This window comes from Yersinia alsatica, from assembly GCF_025133195.1.
Classification (GTDB): Bacteria; Pseudomonadota; Gammaproteobacteria; order Enterobacterales; family Enterobacteriaceae; genus Yersinia; species Yersinia alsatica.
On sequence record NZ_CP104006.1, the window covers coordinates 1,081,596 to 1,099,969 of the forward strand.

The following is an 18,374-nucleotide window of genomic DNA, read 5'->3' on the forward strand; positions in this document are numbered from 1 at the left end:
GGATAAATAGAATATAAGGTTTTTGAATGTGAAATTAATGTATGAATCTTGTTTTCAATTAATGAAATAATTGCCTAATAATTTAATATAAAAAGTATTGCTCAACCGAGAAATGCGTTAAGCCAATATCCCGGTCGATATAAATTGTTGCTTCATTCAGTTAATCCCTAATTTCTCCTTTAGGGATTTTAAGTAGCGGCGACTCACAGGGATATGTTTGCCGCTACGAGTAATCACTTCCGCGGCACCATTATCCATAAGCTGAATCTCCCCTAGCTGCTCAGTATTGACCATGTATTGCCGGTGGCAGCGGACAAAAGGTGTTTTTTCTTCTAACGTTTTCAGTGAGAGCTGGGTATAACCAGATTGTACTGTCCCAACCACATGCACGCCACTCAGCTCAGAACTGAGATATTCTACTTCCTCAATTTTCAGTAAAAAAATCCGGTTGTGGCCAGAGCAAGGGATATGTCTCAGCATCGGCTCTGTTATTTTGTGTACATTATTATTTACACCAAGGCCTCTTCTTAAGCGAATTAGTGTTTTTGCCAACCGTTGATGGTCGAGGGGTTTTAACAGATAGTCAAAGGCATGTTCTTCAAAAGCACGGATAGCATATTCATCGTAAGCGGTGACAAACACGATGTGCGGCATACTTTCCGGGTTCAGCATTGAGGCCAATTCCAGACCATTAATTCTGGGCATTTGGATGTCGAGAAATATCACATCGGGCTGTAGACGCTGGATTGCGGGGATAGCTTCTAACGCGTTGCTGCATTCGGCGACGATCTCAATATCATGTTCTTCACTTAGTCTTTCGCGTAAATCTTCACGCGCGGGTTGTTCATCGTCGACGATGATGACTCTTAACATACAGCCTCCACAAATTTCCGGCATTTTATCATGGCCTCAGAGGGAGGTTAGGAGCATCTGCAGAAACTGCGACTTACCGCAAAAGTCAGACTGAAATATGCCTGTAAATCTAGTGGTAATTATTTATTTACACATATGGATTGAAAACTTTACACGCCATGGTATTGTAGAGTCTTCAAACGACAAACACGCTAAACGACATCGGCTAAACAGAGAGATAGGTAAAGAATATGATCATGCAAAAAGACGCGCTCAATAATGTCCATATCAGTGCTGAACAAGTATTGATGACACCTGAAGAACTGAAAACCCAGTTTCCTTTGAGCAGCAATGGTCAGTATGCAATTGAAGCTGCACGCAAAACTATTGCCGATATTGTTCAGGGACGAGACCCACGTTTGTTGGTCGTCTGTGGGCCATGTTCGATCCACGATGTGGATGCTGCTCTGGATTATGCGCGTCGTTTGAAAACTCTCTCTGCACAATTGAGTGATAGCCTGTATATCGTTATGCGTGTCTACTTCGAAAAACCAAGAACCACTGTTGGTTGGAAAGGGCTGATCAATGACCCTGCGATGGATGGTTCTTTCGATGTAGAAAAAGGATTACAAATTGCACGTCAATTGCTGCTGGATTTAGTGGAGATGGGCTTGCCATTGGCAACCGAAGCTCTGGACCCGAACAGCCCGCAATACTTGGGTGACTTATTCAGTTGGTCAGCTATCGGCGCGCGTACCACTGAATCGCAGACTCACCGTGAAATGGCCTCAGGCTTGTCCATGCCAGTTGGGTTCAAGAATGGTACTGATGGCAGCCTGGGTACTGCAATCAATGCAATGCGCGCGGCAGCTATGCCACACCGTTTCATGGGGATTAACCAGTCTGGTCAGGTTTGCTTGCTGCAAACTCAAGGTAACCCACACGGCCATGTGATTTTACGTGGTGGCAAAACCCCTAATTACAGCGCACAAGATGTTGCCCAGTGCGAAAAACAGATGCAGGATGCGGGACTCGTTCCATCCTTAATGATAGATTGCAGTCATGGTAATTCGAATAAAGACTTCCGTCGTCAGACTGCAGTCGCTGAATCTGTTGTTGAGCAGATCAAGGCTGGCAATCGTTCTATTACTGGCGTGATGCTGGAAAGTAACATTCACGAAGGGAATCAGTCCTCTGAGCAACCACGGGCAGATATGCGCTACGGTGTTTCCGTGACCGATGCCTGTATTAACTGGGATACGACTGAGACCTTGTTACGTGAAATGCACCAGGAATTACGTTCAGCGCTGGCGGCACGGACTGCAGAGGAAAAGTAAGTATGGTGGCTGAACTGACCGCTTTACGTGATCAAATTGATGAAGTCGATAAAGCCCTGTTGGATTTGTTGGCTAAGCGTCTGCATTTAGTGGCAGAAGTAGGCGAAGTTAAAAGTCGTTATGGCTTGCCTATTTATGTTCCGGACCGTGAGGCGGCAATGCTGGCCTCACGCCGACAGGAAGCCGAGGCTCTGGGTGTTCCGCCTGATTTGATTGAAGACGTATTGCGCCGAATAATGCGAGAGTCTTATACCAGCGAGAATGACAAAGGTTTTAAGACGTTATGCCCGCAATTGCGCCCGGTGGTTATTATCGGTGGTCAGGGCCAGATGGGGCGGTTATTCAGCAGAATGCTAACGCTATCTGGCTATCAGGTAAAAACACTGGAACAAGAGGATTGGCCGCAGGCTGAGTCTATTCTGGCTGATGCCGGTATGGTGATTGTCAGTGTGCCTATTCACATTACTGAAGATGTTATCAACCGATTACCAAAACTGCCGTCAGATTGTATTTTGCTGGATCTCGCGTCAGTGAAGAATAAACCACTGCAAGCCATGTTGGCCGCCCACGAAGGGCCGGTTGTTGGCCTGCACCCTATGTTTGGGCCTGATGTAGGCAGTTTAGCGAAACAAGTTGTGGTGTATTGCGATGGCCGTGACCCGCAAGCTTATCAGTGGCTGTTGGAGCAGTTACAGGTATGGGGCGCACGGTTACATCGAATCAGTGCTGTTGAGCATGATCAGAATATGGCGTTTATTCAGGCGCTACGCCATTTTGCGACTTTTGCATATGGATTGCATTTAGCAGAAGAAAATGTGCAGTTAGAGCAATTACTGGCACTGTCTTCACCCATTTATCGTCTAGAGCTGGCGATGGTTGGGCGGCTATTTGCACAAGATCCGCAGCTCTACGCTGATATCATTATGTCATCGGAAGATAATTTGGCGTTGATTAAGCGCTATTACAAACGTTTTGGCGAAGCGATTACTTTGCTGGAGCAAAGTGACAAGCAAGCTTTTGTGCAAAGCTTCCAGAAAGTTGAGCACTGGTTTGGCGATTATGCCGAGCGCTTCTTGGTAGAAAGCCGTTCATTATTGCGCCAAGCAAACGACAACCGGCAGTAACTCCGCTTTATTTTTAAAAGTCATCCCGACAGTGCCGGGGTGACTTTTTGCTTTCTATTCTTATGCTTGGCGACAAAGACTGAAATGTTATCTTGGATTGACCGGCACCACGTTTTCACTTGGATAGCAGCCCAAGACTTTGAGTGAACGGGTTATCGGCATCAAATCTGCCAAGGCTTTTTGCATAGAGTCAGAACGCAAGTTAGCTTGCACATCAATATAAAACATCTCTTCCCATGGATTGCCATTGATTGGCCGGGATTCAAGTTTGGTCATAATGATCCCGTGATCCCTCAATACTAGTAGCGCCTCAACCAATGCCCCTGACTGTTGGCCGGTTGCCATAATTAAGGTGGTTTTTGCTGGGATCTGCTCAGATACATCAATGGCTTTGCGGGCAAGAACAATAAAGCGAGTGATATTTTGCTGTTGGTTAGCCAAGTTATGTTCCAACACTTGCAAATTATAGAGTGCGCCTCCGGCTTCGCTCCCCAGAGCCGCTGCGGTTGGTGAGTTTAGCTGTGCAACTTTCTCCATCGCGGCGGCAGTACTTTCGCAATATTCGATTTTCCAGTGCGGGAAGCGGTTAATGAATTGACTGCATTGCTGGAAAGGCTGAGGGTGGCTGTAGACGGTTTGGATTTGGCTCAAGTCAGTTTCGGTGGCGACCAGCACACAATGGTCAATAGGATTGGTAATTTCACCGACAATAGACAAGCTGGTGTGCTGCAATAAATCATATACGTCATTAATAGAACCCGAGCTGGTGTTCTCTATTGGTAATACGGCGTAATCCGCTTGCCCGGTTTCCACCTGGGTAAAGATATCCTGGAATTTCTGGCAACCACATTCAATCAGATGCTCAAAATGACGAGCAGCGTATTGGCGTGCGGCTAAATGTGAGTAAGAACCTTTCGGACCGAGGAAGGCGATACGAGCAGAGTGCTGAGCTGTTTGATTCAGTTGATGCTGTAGCAGGGCCTGCTGAGTCAATACCGAATCTTCGATAATCAGTTGGAACAAGCGGGTGACATAAAATCCATCGAGATCATAAGGCTTAGCGGCCGTAATGAGTGCATCCAGCAAGTCACGCTCACGTTCTTTATCACGAATCGGACGATGATGAAGTTGTTTGGCTTTAGCGACATCCACCGCTAATCCACGCCGCTCTGCCAACAAAGCCAGCAGTTTTAAGTCAAGTGCGCTGATGCGCTCGCGCAGCACCAGTAATGGGTTATCGCTCATCGGGTTTGCCTTATTCTTTTGAATGATTTATGCATAAAAAAAGCCTCCCGCTTGGGAGGCTTTATTGTTCGTCTTCGCATTCTTTATCACACGACGAAACGCCTCCCAATCAGGGGAAGGTAAAAAAGAATGCGAAGAAAAACACTTTATTAATCATTGCTGCTGATTACCTGTTATGGAATTGGTTTGTGCATCATTGGTATCTGTTGACGGCCAAGAGAAAAGGCCACTAGAGAAATACCATGCTACAACATGTTTTAAAAAAACACAGACTCTAAACTAACCGCCAGCCTGAATTGCTGTCAATAAAAAACGCGCCCAAAGGCGCGTTAGATCCGAAATGAGATGGATTTCCCGGCTATTGTTCCTGCTCGGATTCTTCTTCCTCTACATCTACTGACTCCAGATTAGCTTCTTTAACACTGCTTGCCGCACGTCGAGCTTCACCTTTGTGTTGAACTTTATTTAATTGGCGTTCTAGTTTGGTGATCAGTTCATTAATTGCAGCATACATATCGTCATGTTTGGCACTGGCAACCAAGGGGCCCATCGGGGTACTGATAGTTGCGTCTGCAACAAATCCTTGCGGATCTTTAGACAGTACAATATGTGGATTGATTAACTGGGCCTGCCATTTATCCAGTTTGGTGAGACGGTCTTCAACATGTTTACGAATTGCTGGGGTAATATCCATTTGTTTACTGGTAATGTTGACTGTCATATGACTTACCTCTCTGTCTACTCCGTCTTGGATAACTTCAGCATACCTCTCTTTTTCACAAAATGTATGATCAAGATCACTTATTTTTGTCACTTTTTGCAAAGGTCATGGGAACTGTGATTTAACGTCAGGAATAGATGTTGGGGGCTTGAATCATTGATTAGAATGCCGCATTATCGATAAGTTATGTCGCCTGCATCTAGCTAAAAATGGCATTATTTTTGTGTTTGGAATGCAATAGCAGCGCGAGAGTCTGAGGCCATGAATTTCATCAGTTTGTGGCGATTTAGACAGAATTGAAAACGGCAGCCTGAGCTGCCGTTTGTTATTTTTATCGTGCGATAATATCAGGCAGGGTTTGCCGCAATTATCTTGGCAACTTTGTCTGCCTGGGCATTCAGTTGCAGTTGTTTGTAAGCATTTTCCATCAACGGCAGCGCATCGCGTGTTGCTTGAGTATCAGGATAATCTCTCAACATTTGCTCGACACGGTTAACTACCGCGACGTAAGCGCCTCGTTTAGTGTAATATTGCGCAACGGCCAGTTCATGCTTGGCCAGACGATCTTTCAGGAACATCAGGCGTTTTTGCGCGTCAGTTGCATATTGGCTGTTCGGATAGCTTTGAATCAACTGGTTAAAATCGCGGAATGCGGCCTTAGCATGTTGCGGATCGCGGTCTGAACGATCAATCCCGAAAAAGCCTTGTAATGCGCTGTCATCCAGAGCCATGTCAGTCAAACCACGCATGTATAATACGTAATCGATGTTAGGATGTGTGGGATTAAGGCGCATAAAGCGATCGATTGAGGCTTGCGCCAACGGCAGATCAGCAGATTTATAATACGCATAAATCAAATCAAGCTGAACTTGTTGGGAGTAAGGCCCGAAAGGATAGCGGTTATCTAACGCTTCTAGTTGCGTAATTGCTCCCTTAAAGTTACCGTCCTGCAGTTTTTGCTGAGCGGTAGCATAGAGCTCAGAAGGCGGGTTATCGGGAACCACGTCCTTGTTACTGGAGCAACCGGTCAGCACCAGGCTCAACGTGGCGGCAGCCACCAGATATTTCATACGCGTCATGACGTTTTGATTATCCTCGAAGTGTTATTCCGGGAGACTGTCCGTTAAGCTCCCGACAAAGATCTAGATACAATAGCACATTATATTAAACGGCATCGCCGTCAAAACCCAACGTTAACGAACAAGAAGCTGCATATGGCACAACAAGTACAACTCAGCGCAACGGTGGCCGAATCACAACTCGGTCAACGGTTAGATCAGGCTTTGGCCGAATTGTTCCCTGATTATTCAAGATCTCGTATAAAAGAATGGATTTTGGATGACAGAGTGACAGTCGACGGTAAAAAAATTAACAAGCCTAAAGAAAAAGTGTTGGGTGGCGAGCTCGTCGCAATTGACGCGCAAATTGAGGAAGATGCCCGCTGGGCGCCTCAAGAAATCCCACTGGATATCGTCTATGAAGATAACGATATTCTGGTCATTAATAAACCCCGTGGTTTAGTCGTGCACCCCGGTGCCGGTAATCCAGATGGCACAGTTCTGAATGCACTGCTCCATTACTACCCGGAAATCATGGATGTTCCTCGTGCGGGTATCGTACATCGTCTGGATAAAGATACCACTGGCTTGATGGTGGTGGCAAAAACCGTTCCGGCCCAGACTCGTTTGGTTGAGGCACTGCAAGCGCGCGAAATTACCCGTGAGTATGAAGCAGTGGCAATCGGAAATATGACAGCTGGCGGCAGAGTTGATGAGCCTATTTCTCGTCATTCTACCAAGCGCACACATATGGCTGTGCACCCAATGGGCAAACCGGCGACCACGCATTATCGCATTATGGAGCATTTCCGTGCCCATACTCGCCTGCGCTTACGTTTAGAGACAGGTCGTACGCACCAGATTCGCGTGCATATGTCTCATATAAACCATCCGCTGGTGGGTGATCAGCTGTATGGTGGCCGCCCGCGTCCGCCAAGAGGGGCATCTGATTCCTTTATTTCTATTCTGCGTGGCTTTGACCGCCAGGCGCTGCATGCAACCATGCTGCGTTTGTATCATCCAATCAGTGGCATTCAAATGGAATGGCATGCAGCATTACCAGAAGATATGGTTGAGCTGATTAATGCACTGAAAGCCGATACTGAAGAATTCAAAGATCAGATGGATTGGTAATGAATAAGCTGATACTTCCCGATTGGCCAGCGCCTGCCAGTGTTAAGGCATGCAGTACCACCCGTCACGGCGGTATCAGCGAATTCCCTTATGATTCATTAAATCTTGGCACTCACGTGGGGGATATTGCCGCTACGGTAATAACCAATCGTCAACGTTTAGTGGAACAAGGGCAGTTGCCGCAAATGCCCGTTTGGTTAGAGCAGGTGCACGGTACTCGTGTTCTCCATCTGGACGGCTCGGCAATTTCTGATGTACAGGCAGATGCGGTATATAGCCGTGTTGCTGGGCAAGTTTGTGCGGTCATGACCGCCGATTGCTTGCCAGTGTTGTTCTGCTCATTGGCTGGCGATGAAGTCGCTGCAGCGCATGCTGGCTGGCGTGGCTTATGTGCGGGCGTCCTTGAACAGACAATGGCACAATTTAATGCTGCTCCCTCCTCGATTATTGCCTGGCTAGGTCCAGCAATTGGCCCGCAGCAGTTCGAAGTGGGTGAAGAGGTTAAACAGGCATTTATCGATATCGACACACAAGCCGCCGCAGCATTTATACCTGCCGGTACCAAATATCTTGCCGACATCTATTTATTAGCCCGACAGCGGCTACAAGCTGTGGGTATCCATGCCATCTATGGTGGAGATCACTGCACTGTGAGTGAAAAACAACAATTTTTCTCCTATCGGCGCGATGGAATCACCGGGCGTATGGCAAGTTTAGTCTGGCTGATATAACCTATGAAATTAGGACGATCCGCTGGCGCATAACGTTGTACTCTAAATATAGTGTCGAAATAACCTTGAAAATTTGAGGGATGACCTCATCTAATCTCCAGTAGCAATTTTGACCAACATTGGAGGTGTTATGCGTCTGGATCGTCTTACTAGTAAATTCCAGCTTGCCCTCGCCGATGCCCAGTCTTTAGCACTCGGGCGCGACAACCAATTTATTGAACCGTTACATTTGATGAGCGCATTGCTCAATCAGGATGGGGGGACGGTTCGCCCATTGTTGACCTCGGCAGGTATTAATGTCGCTAGTTTGCGTAGCGATATTGAGCAAGCTTTGGGTCGACTTCCGCAAGTCGAAGGCACCGGCGGTGATGTTCAACCATCGAACGAGCTGGTCCGTGTATTGAATCTGTGTGACAAATTAGCGCAGAAGCGCGCAGATAAATTTATCTCTTCAGAGCTGTTTGTTCTGGCAGTCCTTGAGGATCGCGGCACCTTAACTGACATGTTAAAGGCCGCAGGTGCAACAACAAGTAATATAGATAAGGCAATTGAAAATATGCGTGGTGGTGACAAAGTCGATGATCAGGGTGCGGAAGATCAGCGCCAGGCATTGAAAAAATTCACTATCGACCTGACCGAGCGTGCGGAACAAGGCAAGCTCGACCCGGTTATTGGCCGTGATGAAGAAATTCGCCGTACCATTCAGGTGCTACAGCGCCGGACTAAAAATAACCCAGTATTAATTGGTGAACCCGGTGTCGGTAAAACGGCTATCGTGGAAGGTCTGGCCCAACGTATCGTGAATGGCGAAGTGCCTGAAGGCCTGAAACATAAACGTGTGCTTTCTTTAGATATGGGCGCACTGATTGCGGGTGCTAAGTATCGCGGTGAGTTTGAAGAGCGCTTGAAAGGCGTGTTGAACGATTTATCAAAACAAGAAGGTAGTGTGATCTTGTTCATTGATGAATTGCATACCATGGTCGGGGCCGGTAAAGGCGACGGCGCAATGGATGCGGGCAACATGCTGAAACCGGCACTAGCGCGTGGTGAATTGCATTGCGTGGGGGCCACCACTCTTGACGAATATCGTCAATATATAGAGAAGGATGCGGCGCTGGAGCGGCGTTTCCAGAAAGTCTATGTGGCAGAACCAACAGTCGAAGACACCATTGCAATTTTGCGTGGGTTGAAAGAGCGTTATGAACTGCATCACCATGTGCAGATAACCGACCCGGCAATTGTTGCTGCGGCAACACTGTCGCATCGTTATATCTCGGATCGCCAGTTACCGGATAAAGCTATCGACCTTATCGATGAAGCCGGTTCTAGCATCCGTATGCAGATGGATTCAAAACCAGAATCATTGGATCGTCTGGAACGTCGGATTATCCAATTGAAACTGGAGCAGCAGGCACTGAAAAAAGAGTCTGATGACGCCAGTAAAAAACGTCTGGAAATGCTCAATACCGAATTAGAGCAGAAAGAGCGTGAATATTCCGAGCTGGAAGAAGAGTGGAAAGCAGAAAAAGCCTCTCTCACCGGAACTCAGAATATTAAAACTGAACTGGAACAAGCCAAAATCACCTTAGAGCAAGCTCGTCGTGTCGGTGACTTGGCGCGGATGTCAGAACTTCAGTACGGTAAAATCCCTGAGCTGGAGAAACAGCTGGCGGCGGCAACGGCGCTTGAAGGGAAAACCATGAAGCTGCTGCGTAACCGCGTCACTGAAGCAGAGATTGCTGAAGTGCTGGCGCGCTGGACCGGTATTCCGGTCTCTCGCATGCTGGAAAGTGAGCGAGATAAGTTGCTGCGCATGGAAGAGGATCTGCATACACGCGTCATTGGGCAAGATGAAGCGGTTGAAGCGGTATCTAATGCGATTCGTCGTAGCCGCGCTGGGTTATCAGATCCAAACCGCCCAATTGGTTCCTTCCTATTCTTAGGGCCAACTGGGGTAGGTAAAACCGAGTTGTGCAAAGCGCTGGCGAATTTCTTGTTCGACAGTGACGATGCCATGGTGCGTATTGATATGTCCGAGTTTATGGAGAAACACTCCGTGTCTCGGTTGGTCGGTGCGCCTCCGGGCTATGTCGGTTATGAAGAAGGTGGTTATCTGACGGAAGCGGTACGCCGTCGTCCTTATTCAGTCATTCTGCTGGATGAAGTAGAAAAAGCGCATCCAGATGTATTCAACATTCTATTGCAGGTGTTGGATGATGGGCGCTTGACTGATGGGCAGGGTAGAACAGTCGACTTCCGCAACACGGTAGTCATCATGACCTCTAACCTCGGTTCAGATTTGATTCAGGAACGTTTCGGTGAAAGAAGTTACACCGAAATGAAGAATATGGTGATGGAAGTTGTGACTCACCACTTCCGCCCTGAATTCATTAACCGTATAGATGAGGTTGTAGTTTTCCATCCGCTGGGTCGGGCACATTTGGCTTCAATTGCTCGTATCCAACTGGAACGTCTGTACAAACGTCTGGAAGAGCGTGGCTATCAGGTCACTATTACTCAACCTGCGTTGGAGTTCCTGGGTGAAACCGGCTTCGATCCTGTTTATGGTGCACGGCCATTGAAACGTGCTATTCAGCAGGAAATCGAGAATCCGCTGTCGCAGCAGATACTTTCCGGCAAATTAATACCGGGAGTACCAGTGACTCTGGATGTCGAAAATGGGCATATCATTGCTAAGCAGTAATGGTTAATCCTTAAGGGGGCGAGAAATTGCCCCCTTTTTGTTGTCTTTTTCACCGGATTTGGCATTTTTGCCGCATTAATGAGCGGTTGAAAAGTTTTTTCAAATTAGGGGTTGCAGGCTGTCAGGAACTCCCTATAATGCGCCTCCACTGACCGGGAACAACGAAACACACTTCGCCGGGTCAGGAAGAGAAAAGAATGATTTTGACTTCGAAAGAAACAAAAGAAAACCTTGACTCTTCAGCGGGAAAGCGTATTATCTGCCTCCCGCGTTACCGTAAGATTCGCTGAAAGGCAAACGGGTAACGAACGCTCTTTAACAATTTATCAGACAATCTGTGTGGGCACTCGCAAGACGATATCGAAGCCTGTTTCGGCAGGCAGAAGCAATATCAAAGTCTTGAAGAGTGACCAAAGCAGTACACATTTGAACTTCGGTTCGAATGCATATTTGCAGAAAGTAATCTTTGAGCATCGCTGCTTTTATTAGCAGCAAATCAAACAAATCTTAAATTGAAGAGTTTGATCATGGCTCAGATTGAACGCTGGCGGCAGGCCTAACACATGCAAGTCGAGCGGCAGCGGAAAGTAGCTTGCTACTTTGCCGGCGAGCGGCGGACGGGTGAGTAATGTCTGGGAAACTGCCTGATGGAGGGGGATAACTACTGGAAACGGTAGCTAATACCGCATGACCTCGCAAGAGCAAAGTGGGGGACCTTCGGGCCTCACGCCATCGGATGTGCCCAGATGGGATTAGCTAGTAGGTGGGGTAATGGCTCACCTAGGCGACGATCCCTAGCTGGTCTGAGAGGATGACCAGCCACACTGGAACTGAGACACGGTCCAGACTCCTACGGGAGGCAGCAGTGGGGAATATTGCACAATGGGCGCAAGCCTGATGCAGCCATGCCGCGTGTGTGAAGAAGGCCTTCGGGTTGTAAAGCACTTTCAGCGAGGAGGAAGGGGTTGAGTTTAATACGCTCAATCATTGACGTTACTCGCAGAAGAAGCACCGGCTAACTCCGTGCCAGCAGCCGCGGTAATACGGAGGGTGCAAGCGTTAATCGGAATTACTGGGCGTAAAGCGCACGCAGGCGGTTTGTTAAGTCAGATGTGAAATCCCCGCGCTTAACGTGGGAACTGCATTTGAAACTGGCAAGCTAGAGTCTTGTAGAGGGGGGTAGAATTCCAGGTGTAGCGGTGAAATGCGTAGAGATCTGGAGGAATACCGGTGGCGAAGGCGGCCCCCTGGACAAAGACTGACGCTCAGGTGCGAAAGCGTGGGGAGCAAACAGGATTAGATACCCTGGTAGTCCACGCTGTAAACGATGTCGACTTGGAGGTTGTGCCCTTGAGGCGTGGCTTCCGGAGCTAACGCGTTAAGTCGACCGCCTGGGGAGTACGGCCGCAAGGTTAAAACTCAAATGAATTGACGGGGGCCCGCACAAGCGGTGGAGCATGTGGTTTAATTCGATGCAACGCGAAGAACCTTACCTACTCTTGACATCCACAGAACTTAGCAGAGATGCTTAGGTGCCTTCGGGAACTGTGAGACAGGTGCTGCATGGCTGTCGTCAGCTCGTGTTGTGAAATGTTGGGTTAAGTCCCGCAACGAGCGCAACCCTTATCCTTTGTTGCCAGCACGTCATGGTGGGAACTCAAAGGAGACTGCCGGTGATAAACCGGAGGAAGGTGGGGATGACGTCAAGTCATCATGGCCCTTACGAGTAGGGCTACACACGTGCTACAATGGCAGATACAAAGTGAAGCGAACTCGCGAGAGCAAGCGGACCACATAAAGTCTGTCGTAGTCCGGATTGGAGTCTGCAACTCGACTCCATGAAGTCGGAATCGCTAGTAATCGTAGATCAGAATGCTACGGTGAATACGTTCCCGGGCCTTGTACACACCGCCCGTCACACCATGGGAGTGGGTTGCAAAAGAAGTAGGTAGCTTAACCTTCGGGAGGGCGCTTACCACTTTGTGATTCATGACTGGGGTGAAGTCGTAACAAGGTAACCGTAGGGGAACCTGCGGTTGGATCACCTCCTTACCTAACGATACGCATTGCGCAGTGTCCACACAGATTGTCTGATAGAAAGTAACGAGCAAATAAGGCCGGGCTGAGAAATTAGTCGGGCTTTAGTACCTTGTTGGGTCTGTAGCTCAGGTGGTTAGAGCGCACCCCTGATAAGGGTGAGGTCGGTGGTTCAAGTCCACTCAGACCCACCAACTCTACTTATCCTTGTCGCTTTTAATCGTTGCGTTACTCATGTGCGTTTGCACACTGCGTGACTCACGTTAAAACCGCCTGCGGCTAAGCGAATTGGAACACAAGGTAAACTGCTTTTTATATGGGGCTATAGCTCAGCTGGGAGAGCGCCTGCCTTGCACGCAGGAGGTCAGCGGTTCGATCCCGCTTAGCTCCACCATATAAAAAACTATTTCAAAACGTACTGCGGTCGCAAGACGCAGTGGGTTGTGAAATATTGCTCTTTAACAATCTGGAACAAGCTGAAAATTGAAACAATACAGCTGAAACTTATCTCTCCGTAGATGTACTGAGATAACGAGTAACCTGTATTAGAGTCTCTCAAATAATCACAACGCAAGTTGTCGAAAGACACCTTCGGGTTGTGAGGTTAAGCGACTAAGCGTACACGGTGGATGCCTAGGCAGTCAGAGGCGATGAAGGGCGTGCTAATCTGCGAAAAGCGTCGGTAAGCTGATATGAAGCGTTACAACCGACGATACCCGAATGGGGAAACCCAGTGCAATTCGTTGCACTATTGCATGGTGAATACATAGCCATGCAAGGCGAACCGGGGGAACTGAAACATCTAAGTACCCCGAGGAAAAGAAATCAACCGAGATTCCCCCAGTAGCGGCGAGCGAACGGGGAGGAGCCCAGAGTCTGAATCAGTTTGTGTGTTAGTGGAAGCGTCTGGAAAGTCGCACGGTACAGGGTGATAGTCCCGTACACAAAAATACACTTGCTGTGAACTCGATGAGTAGGGCGGGACACGTGACATCCTGTCTGAATATGGGGGGACCATCCTCCAAGGCTAAATACTCCTGACTGACCGATAGTGAACCAGTACCGTGAGGGAAAGGCGAAAAGAACCCCGGCGAGGGGAGTGAAATAGAACCTGAAACCGTGTACGTACAAGCAGTGGGAGCACCTTCGTGGTGTGACTGCGTACCTTTTGTATAATGGGTCAGCGACTTATATTTTGTAGCAAGGTTAACCGAATAGGGGAGCCGTAGGGAAACCGAGTCTTAACTGGGCGTCTAGTTGCAAGGTATAGACCCGAAACCCGGTGATCTAGCCATGGGCAGGTTGAAGGTTGGGTAACACTAACTGGAGGACCGAACCGACTAATGTTGAAAAATTAGCGGATGACTTGTGGCTGGGGGTGAAAGGCCAATCAAACCGGGAGATAGCTGGTTCTCCCCGAAAGCTATTTAGGTAGCGCCTCGTGAACTCATCTTCGGGGGTAGAGCACTGTTTCGGCTAGGGGGTCATCCCGACTTACCAAACCGATGCAAACTCCGAATACCGAAGAATGTTATCACGGGAGACACACGGCGGGTGCTAACGTCCGTCGTGAAGAGGGAAACAACCCAGACCGCCAGCTAAGGTCCCAAAGTCATGGTTAAGTGGGAAACGATGTGGGAAGGCATAGACAGCCAGGATGTTGGCTTAGAAGCAGCCATCATTTAAAGAAAGCGTAATAGCTCACTGGTCGAGTCGGCCTGCGCGGAAGATGTAACGGGGCTAAACCATGCACCGAAGCTGCGGCAGCGACACTTAGGTGTTGTTGGGTAGGGGAGCGTTCTGTAAGCCGTTGAAGGTGGACTGTGAGGTCTGCTGGAGGTATCAGAAGTGCGAATGCTGACATAAGTAACGATAATGCGGGTGAAAAGCCCGCACGCCGGAAGACCAAGGGTTCCTGTCCAACGTTAATCGGGGCAGGGTGAGTCGACCCCTAAGGCGAGGCTGAAAAGCGTAGTCGATGGGAAACAGGTTAATATTCCTGTACTCGGTGTTACTGCGAAGGGGGGACGGAGAAGGCTAGGCTAGCCGGGCGACGGTTGTCCCGGTTTAAGCATGTAGGCGGAGTGACCTGGTAAATCCGGTTGCTTATCAACGCTGAGGTGTGATGACGATGCACTACGGTGCAGAAGTAGTTGATGCCAAGCTTCCAGGAAAAGCCTCTAAGCATCAGGTAACATTGAATCGTACCCCAAACCGACACAGGTGGTCAGGTAGAGAATACTCAGGCGCTTGAGAGAACTCGGGTGAAGGAACTAGGCAAAATGGTGCCGTAACTTCGGGAGAAGGCACGCTGGCATTAGGTAAAGAGACTTGCTCTCGTAGCCGAAGCCAGTCGCAGATACCAGCTGGCTGCAACTGTTTAATAAAAACACAGCACTGTGCAAACACGAAAGTGGACGTATACGGTGTGACGCCTGCCCGGTGCTGGAAGGTTAATTGATGGGGTCAGCCGCAAGGCGAAGCTCTTGATCGAAGCCCCAGTAAACGGCGGCCGTAACTATAACGGTCCTAAGGTAGCGAAATTCCTTGTCGGGTAAGTTCCGACCTGCACGAATGGCGTAATGATGGCCAGGCTGTCTCCACCCGAGACTCAGTGAAATTGAACTCGCTGTGAAGATGCAGTGTACCCGCGGCAAGACGGAAAGACCCCGTGAACCTTTACTATAGCTTGACACTGAACATTGAGCCTTGATGTGTAGGATAGGTGGGAGGCATCGAAGCGTGGACGCCAGTCTGCGTGGAGCCAACCTTGAAATACCACCCTTTAATGTTTGATGTTCTAACTCGGCCCCGTAATCCGGGGTGAGGACAGTGTCTGGTGGGTAGTTTGACTGGGGCGGTCTCCTCCCAAAGAGTAACGGAGGAGCACGAAGGTTAGCTAATCACGGTCGGACATCGTGAGGTTAGTGCAAAGGCATAAGCTAGCTTGACTGCGAGAGTGACGGCTCGAGCAGGTACGAAAGTAGGTCTTAGTGATCCGGTGGTTCTGAATGGAAGGGCCATCGCTCAACGGATAAAAGGTACTCCGGGGATAACAGGCTGATACCGCCCAAGAGTTCATATCGACGGCGGTGTTTGGCACCTCGATGTCGGCTCATCACATCCTGGGGCTGAAGTAGGTCCCAAGGGTATGGCTGTTCGCCATTTAAAGTGGTACGCGAGCTGGGTTTAGAACGTCGTGAGACAGTTCGGTCCCTATCTGCCGTGGGCGTTGGAAGATTGAGAGGGGCTGCTCCTAGTACGAGAGGACCGGAGTGGACGAATCACTGGTGTTCGGGTTGTCATGCCAATGGCATTGCCCGGTAGCTAAATTCGGAAGAGATAACCGCTGAAAGCATCTAAGCGGGAAACTTGCCTCGAGATGAGTCTTCCCTGGGGCTTTAAGCCCCCTGAAGGAACGTTAAAGACTATGACGTTGATAGGCTGGGTGTGTAAGTGCAGCGATGCATTGAGCTAACCAGTACTAATGATCCGTGAGGCTTAACCTTACAACACCGAAGGTGTTTTGGTTATTTGAGAGTATATTTTAATTTTCAGCGACGTTTACAGATTGAATTGGCTGGCTGCATGGGAGTTATAGTGTAGCGGGTTGATTAAAACAGAATTTGCCTGGCGGCCATAGCGCGGTGGGACCACCTGAACCCATGCCGAACTCAGAAGTGAAACGCCGTAGCGCCGATGGTAGTGTGGGGTCTCCCCATGCGAGAGTAGGACACTGCCAGGCATCAAATAAACAAAAGAGGCTACCCTAACGGGTGGCCTTTTTTGTTTATCTCATTTGTGTGGTGTGCGGCTCGAGCATGCATGCGACAAACTGCGCAGGCAGTTTGAACAGCGCTTGCGCTGGCCCCAACGGGGTGAGGCTCATCCTGAAGATGAAACGAATACAGTAGGAAAAAATCGTCGGGAACGATTTTTAACGTTGCTTGCAACGGCCCGAAGGGCGAATGGCAGGAAAGCCATTCATACACTGCTAGGCATCAAATCAAACCGAGACCCCATGCCAAAAGCGTGGGGTTTTTGCTTTTCTGCTATCCAGTAAAATTCTATTGATAATCCTGAACAAACCGACTGTAAATACAGTCGGTTTTTGTGCTTTTCAGTATCTAAACTTATATAACGACTATTTCCTATACTGTATATGCTGAAATTTCAGCAATGAAACATTTTCAGGTTGTTGCAGATCGCTCGACTTTTTATCAAAAAACCGCTATCTTCGGGCATCTAGAAGTCTAAACGTATAAACGGATATATTGAGGATATAGGCATGCCAATTCGGGTCCCTGATGAATTACCCGCGGTGAGTTTCTTACGCAATGAGAATGTCTTTGTTATGACCTCATCACGTGCGAAAACTCAGGAAATTCGTCCCCTGAAGGTGTTGGTTTTGAATCTGATGCCTAAAAAAATTGAGACGGAGAATCAATTCCTACGTTTACTCTCTAACTCACCATTGCAGATTGATATCCAGTTGCTGCGGATTGATAGCCGCGAGTCAAAAAACACGCCAGCTGAGCATCTAAACAACTTCTATTGCGATTTTGAAGATATTCAAGAGCAAAACTTCGATGGATTGATTGTAACTGGCGCCCCTTTGGGGTTAGTTGATTTCTGTGATGTTGCCTATTGGCCACAGATTGAACGTATTATCGCCTGGGCAAAAGATCACGTTACCTCGACCTTATTTGTGTGTTGGGCGGTACAAGCGGCATTAAACATCCTGTATGGCATCCCCAAGATGACGCGTGAGACTAAGCTCTCAGGTATTTACCACCACCAAACTGATAAACCCTTGGCGCTATTGACGCGCGGCTTCGATGAGACATTCCTGGCCCCTCACTCCCGCTATGCAGACTTCCCGGTTGAGATACTTGAGCAACATACCGACTTGGATATTTTGGTCTCTTCTGAAGAGGCTGGAGCCTACCTGTTTGCCAGCAAAGACAAGCGAGTTGCTTTTGTGACAGGTCATCCTGAATATGATGTCGACACTCTGGCAGGTGAATATCAACGAGATCTAGCCGCCGGTCTAAACCCACAAGTTCCTCTAAATTATTTCCCAAACGACGATGCTTCTTTGCCACCAAAAGCATCTTGGCGCAGCCATGGGCATTTGTTATTTGCCAACTGGCTGAACTACTACGTTTACCAAATCACCCCATTTGATTTGCGCCACATGAACCCTACTCTCGACTGATTTTATCCCCCTTCAAATGTTAACAAAGGCGGCTGAATCGAGGCCGCCTGCCTATTTCCCCTTCTGATATGCCCTATTATCCCTAGCCCTGACTGGTCGGATCTCTTTGTGAAACAATAAGTTACCGTGAAAAATTAGAGGTAATGGAAGCTAATTCCTATCTATCTAATCTACTCATTCATGTTAACGACATGATAAATAAAGATTAAAAAA

General features: G+C 48.4%; 10 protein-coding genes, 2 tRNA genes, 3 rRNA genes and 1 other annotated feature. Of the genes, 11 read left to right on the top strand and 4 right to left on the bottom strand.

Annotated features, from left to right (window positions below):
• Positions 1–156: 156 nt before the first annotated feature.
• On the bottom strand, positions 157–873 hold the full coding sequence (gene btsR / locus N0H69_RS04730; RefSeq protein ID WP_050147615.1) for a two-component system response regulator BtsR: 717 nt from the start codon (positions 871–873) through the stop codon (positions 157–159).
• A gap of 236 nt (positions 874–1,109) precedes the next feature.
• Between btsR and N0H69_RS04735 the strand changes: the two genes are divergently transcribed.
• The gene (locus N0H69_RS04735) at positions 1,110–2,189 is read left to right on the top strand and encodes a 3-deoxy-7-phosphoheptulonate synthase (RefSeq protein WP_050106612.1); all 1,080 of its coding nucleotides are present in this window, start codon (positions 1,110–1,112) and stop codon (positions 2,187–2,189) included.
• 2 nt (positions 2,190–2,191) lie between these two features.
• The gene (gene tyrA, locus N0H69_RS04740) at positions 2,192–3,313 is read left to right on the top strand and encodes a bifunctional chorismate mutase/prephenate dehydrogenase (RefSeq protein WP_050106371.1); all 1,122 of its coding nucleotides are present in this window, start codon (positions 2,192–2,194) and stop codon (positions 3,311–3,313) included.
• Between the two features lie 87 nt (positions 3,314–3,400).
• Here the strand turns inward: tyrA and pheA are convergent, their stop codons facing one another.
• The 3 genes from pheA to bamD all read right to left on the bottom strand — a co-directional run bounded on the left by pheA (position 3,401) and on the right by bamD (position 6,358).
• Positions 3,401–4,558, bottom strand: coding sequence for a bifunctional chorismate mutase/prephenate dehydratase (gene pheA / locus N0H69_RS04745; RefSeq protein ID WP_050121423.1), 1,158 nt, complete (start codon positions 4,556–4,558; stop codon positions 3,401–3,403).
• A 33-nt stretch (positions 4,559–4,591) separates the two neighbouring features.
• Positions 4,592–4,716: a sequence feature (Phe leader region), on the bottom strand.
• A 200-nt stretch (positions 4,717–4,916) separates the two neighbouring features.
• Complete coding sequence (raiA, locus tag N0H69_RS04750; protein ID WP_005166518.1) at positions 4,917–5,279, bottom strand: ribosome-associated translation inhibitor RaiA; 363 nt, start codon at positions 5,277–5,279, stop codon at positions 4,917–4,919.
• Positions 5,280–5,626: 347 nt separating this feature from the next.
• Entirely contained in the window at positions 5,627–6,358 is a 732-nt protein-coding gene (gene bamD / locus N0H69_RS04755) for an outer membrane protein assembly factor BamD (protein WP_005166516.1), read from the bottom strand.
• Between the two features lie 135 nt (positions 6,359–6,493).
• Between bamD and rluD the strand changes: the two genes are divergently transcribed.
• The 9 genes from rluD to metA all read left to right on the top strand — a co-directional run bounded on the left by rluD (position 6,494) and on the right by metA (position 18,161).
• Entirely contained in the window at positions 6,494–7,471 is a 978-nt protein-coding gene (gene rluD / locus N0H69_RS04760) for a 23S rRNA pseudouridine(1911/1915/1917) synthase RluD (RefSeq protein ID WP_050106369.1), read from the top strand.
• Complete coding sequence (gene yfiH, locus N0H69_RS04765; RefSeq protein ID WP_050106368.1) at positions 7,471–8,202, top strand: purine nucleoside phosphorylase YfiH; 732 nt, start codon at positions 7,471–7,473, stop codon at positions 8,200–8,202. The genes rluD and yfiH overlap by 1 nt, the downstream gene beginning before the upstream one ends.
• Positions 8,203–8,332: 130 nt before the next feature.
• Complete coding sequence (clpB, locus tag N0H69_RS04770) at positions 8,333–10,906, top strand: ATP-dependent chaperone ClpB (RefSeq protein WP_050106367.1); 2,574 nt, start codon at positions 8,333–8,335, stop codon at positions 10,904–10,906.
• Positions 10,907–11,415: 509 nt separating this feature from the next.
• Positions 11,416–12,958, top strand: a 16S ribosomal RNA gene (locus N0H69_RS04775).
• A gap of 102 nt (positions 12,959–13,060) precedes the next feature.
• Positions 13,061–13,137: transfer RNA gene (locus N0H69_RS04780), tRNA-Ile, on the top strand.
• 124 nt (positions 13,138–13,261) lie between these two features.
• Positions 13,262–13,337, top strand: a tRNA-Ala gene (locus N0H69_RS04785).
• Between the two features lie 208 nt (positions 13,338–13,545).
• Positions 13,546–16,452: ribosomal RNA gene (locus N0H69_RS04790) — 23S ribosomal RNA — on the top strand.
• A 120-nt stretch (positions 16,453–16,572) separates the two neighbouring features.
• Positions 16,573–16,688 (top strand): 5S ribosomal RNA (rrf, locus tag N0H69_RS04795).
• Together the 16S, 23S and 5S rRNA genes with 2 tRNA genes alongside form the textbook arrangement of a ribosomal RNA operon.
• A gap of 543 nt (positions 16,689–17,231) precedes the next feature.
• Complete coding sequence (metA, locus tag N0H69_RS04800; RefSeq protein WP_050123142.1) at positions 17,232–18,161, top strand: homoserine O-acetyltransferase MetA; 930 nt, start codon at positions 17,232–17,234, stop codon at positions 18,159–18,161.
• The last annotated feature ends 213 nt before the right edge of the window (positions 18,162–18,374 follow it).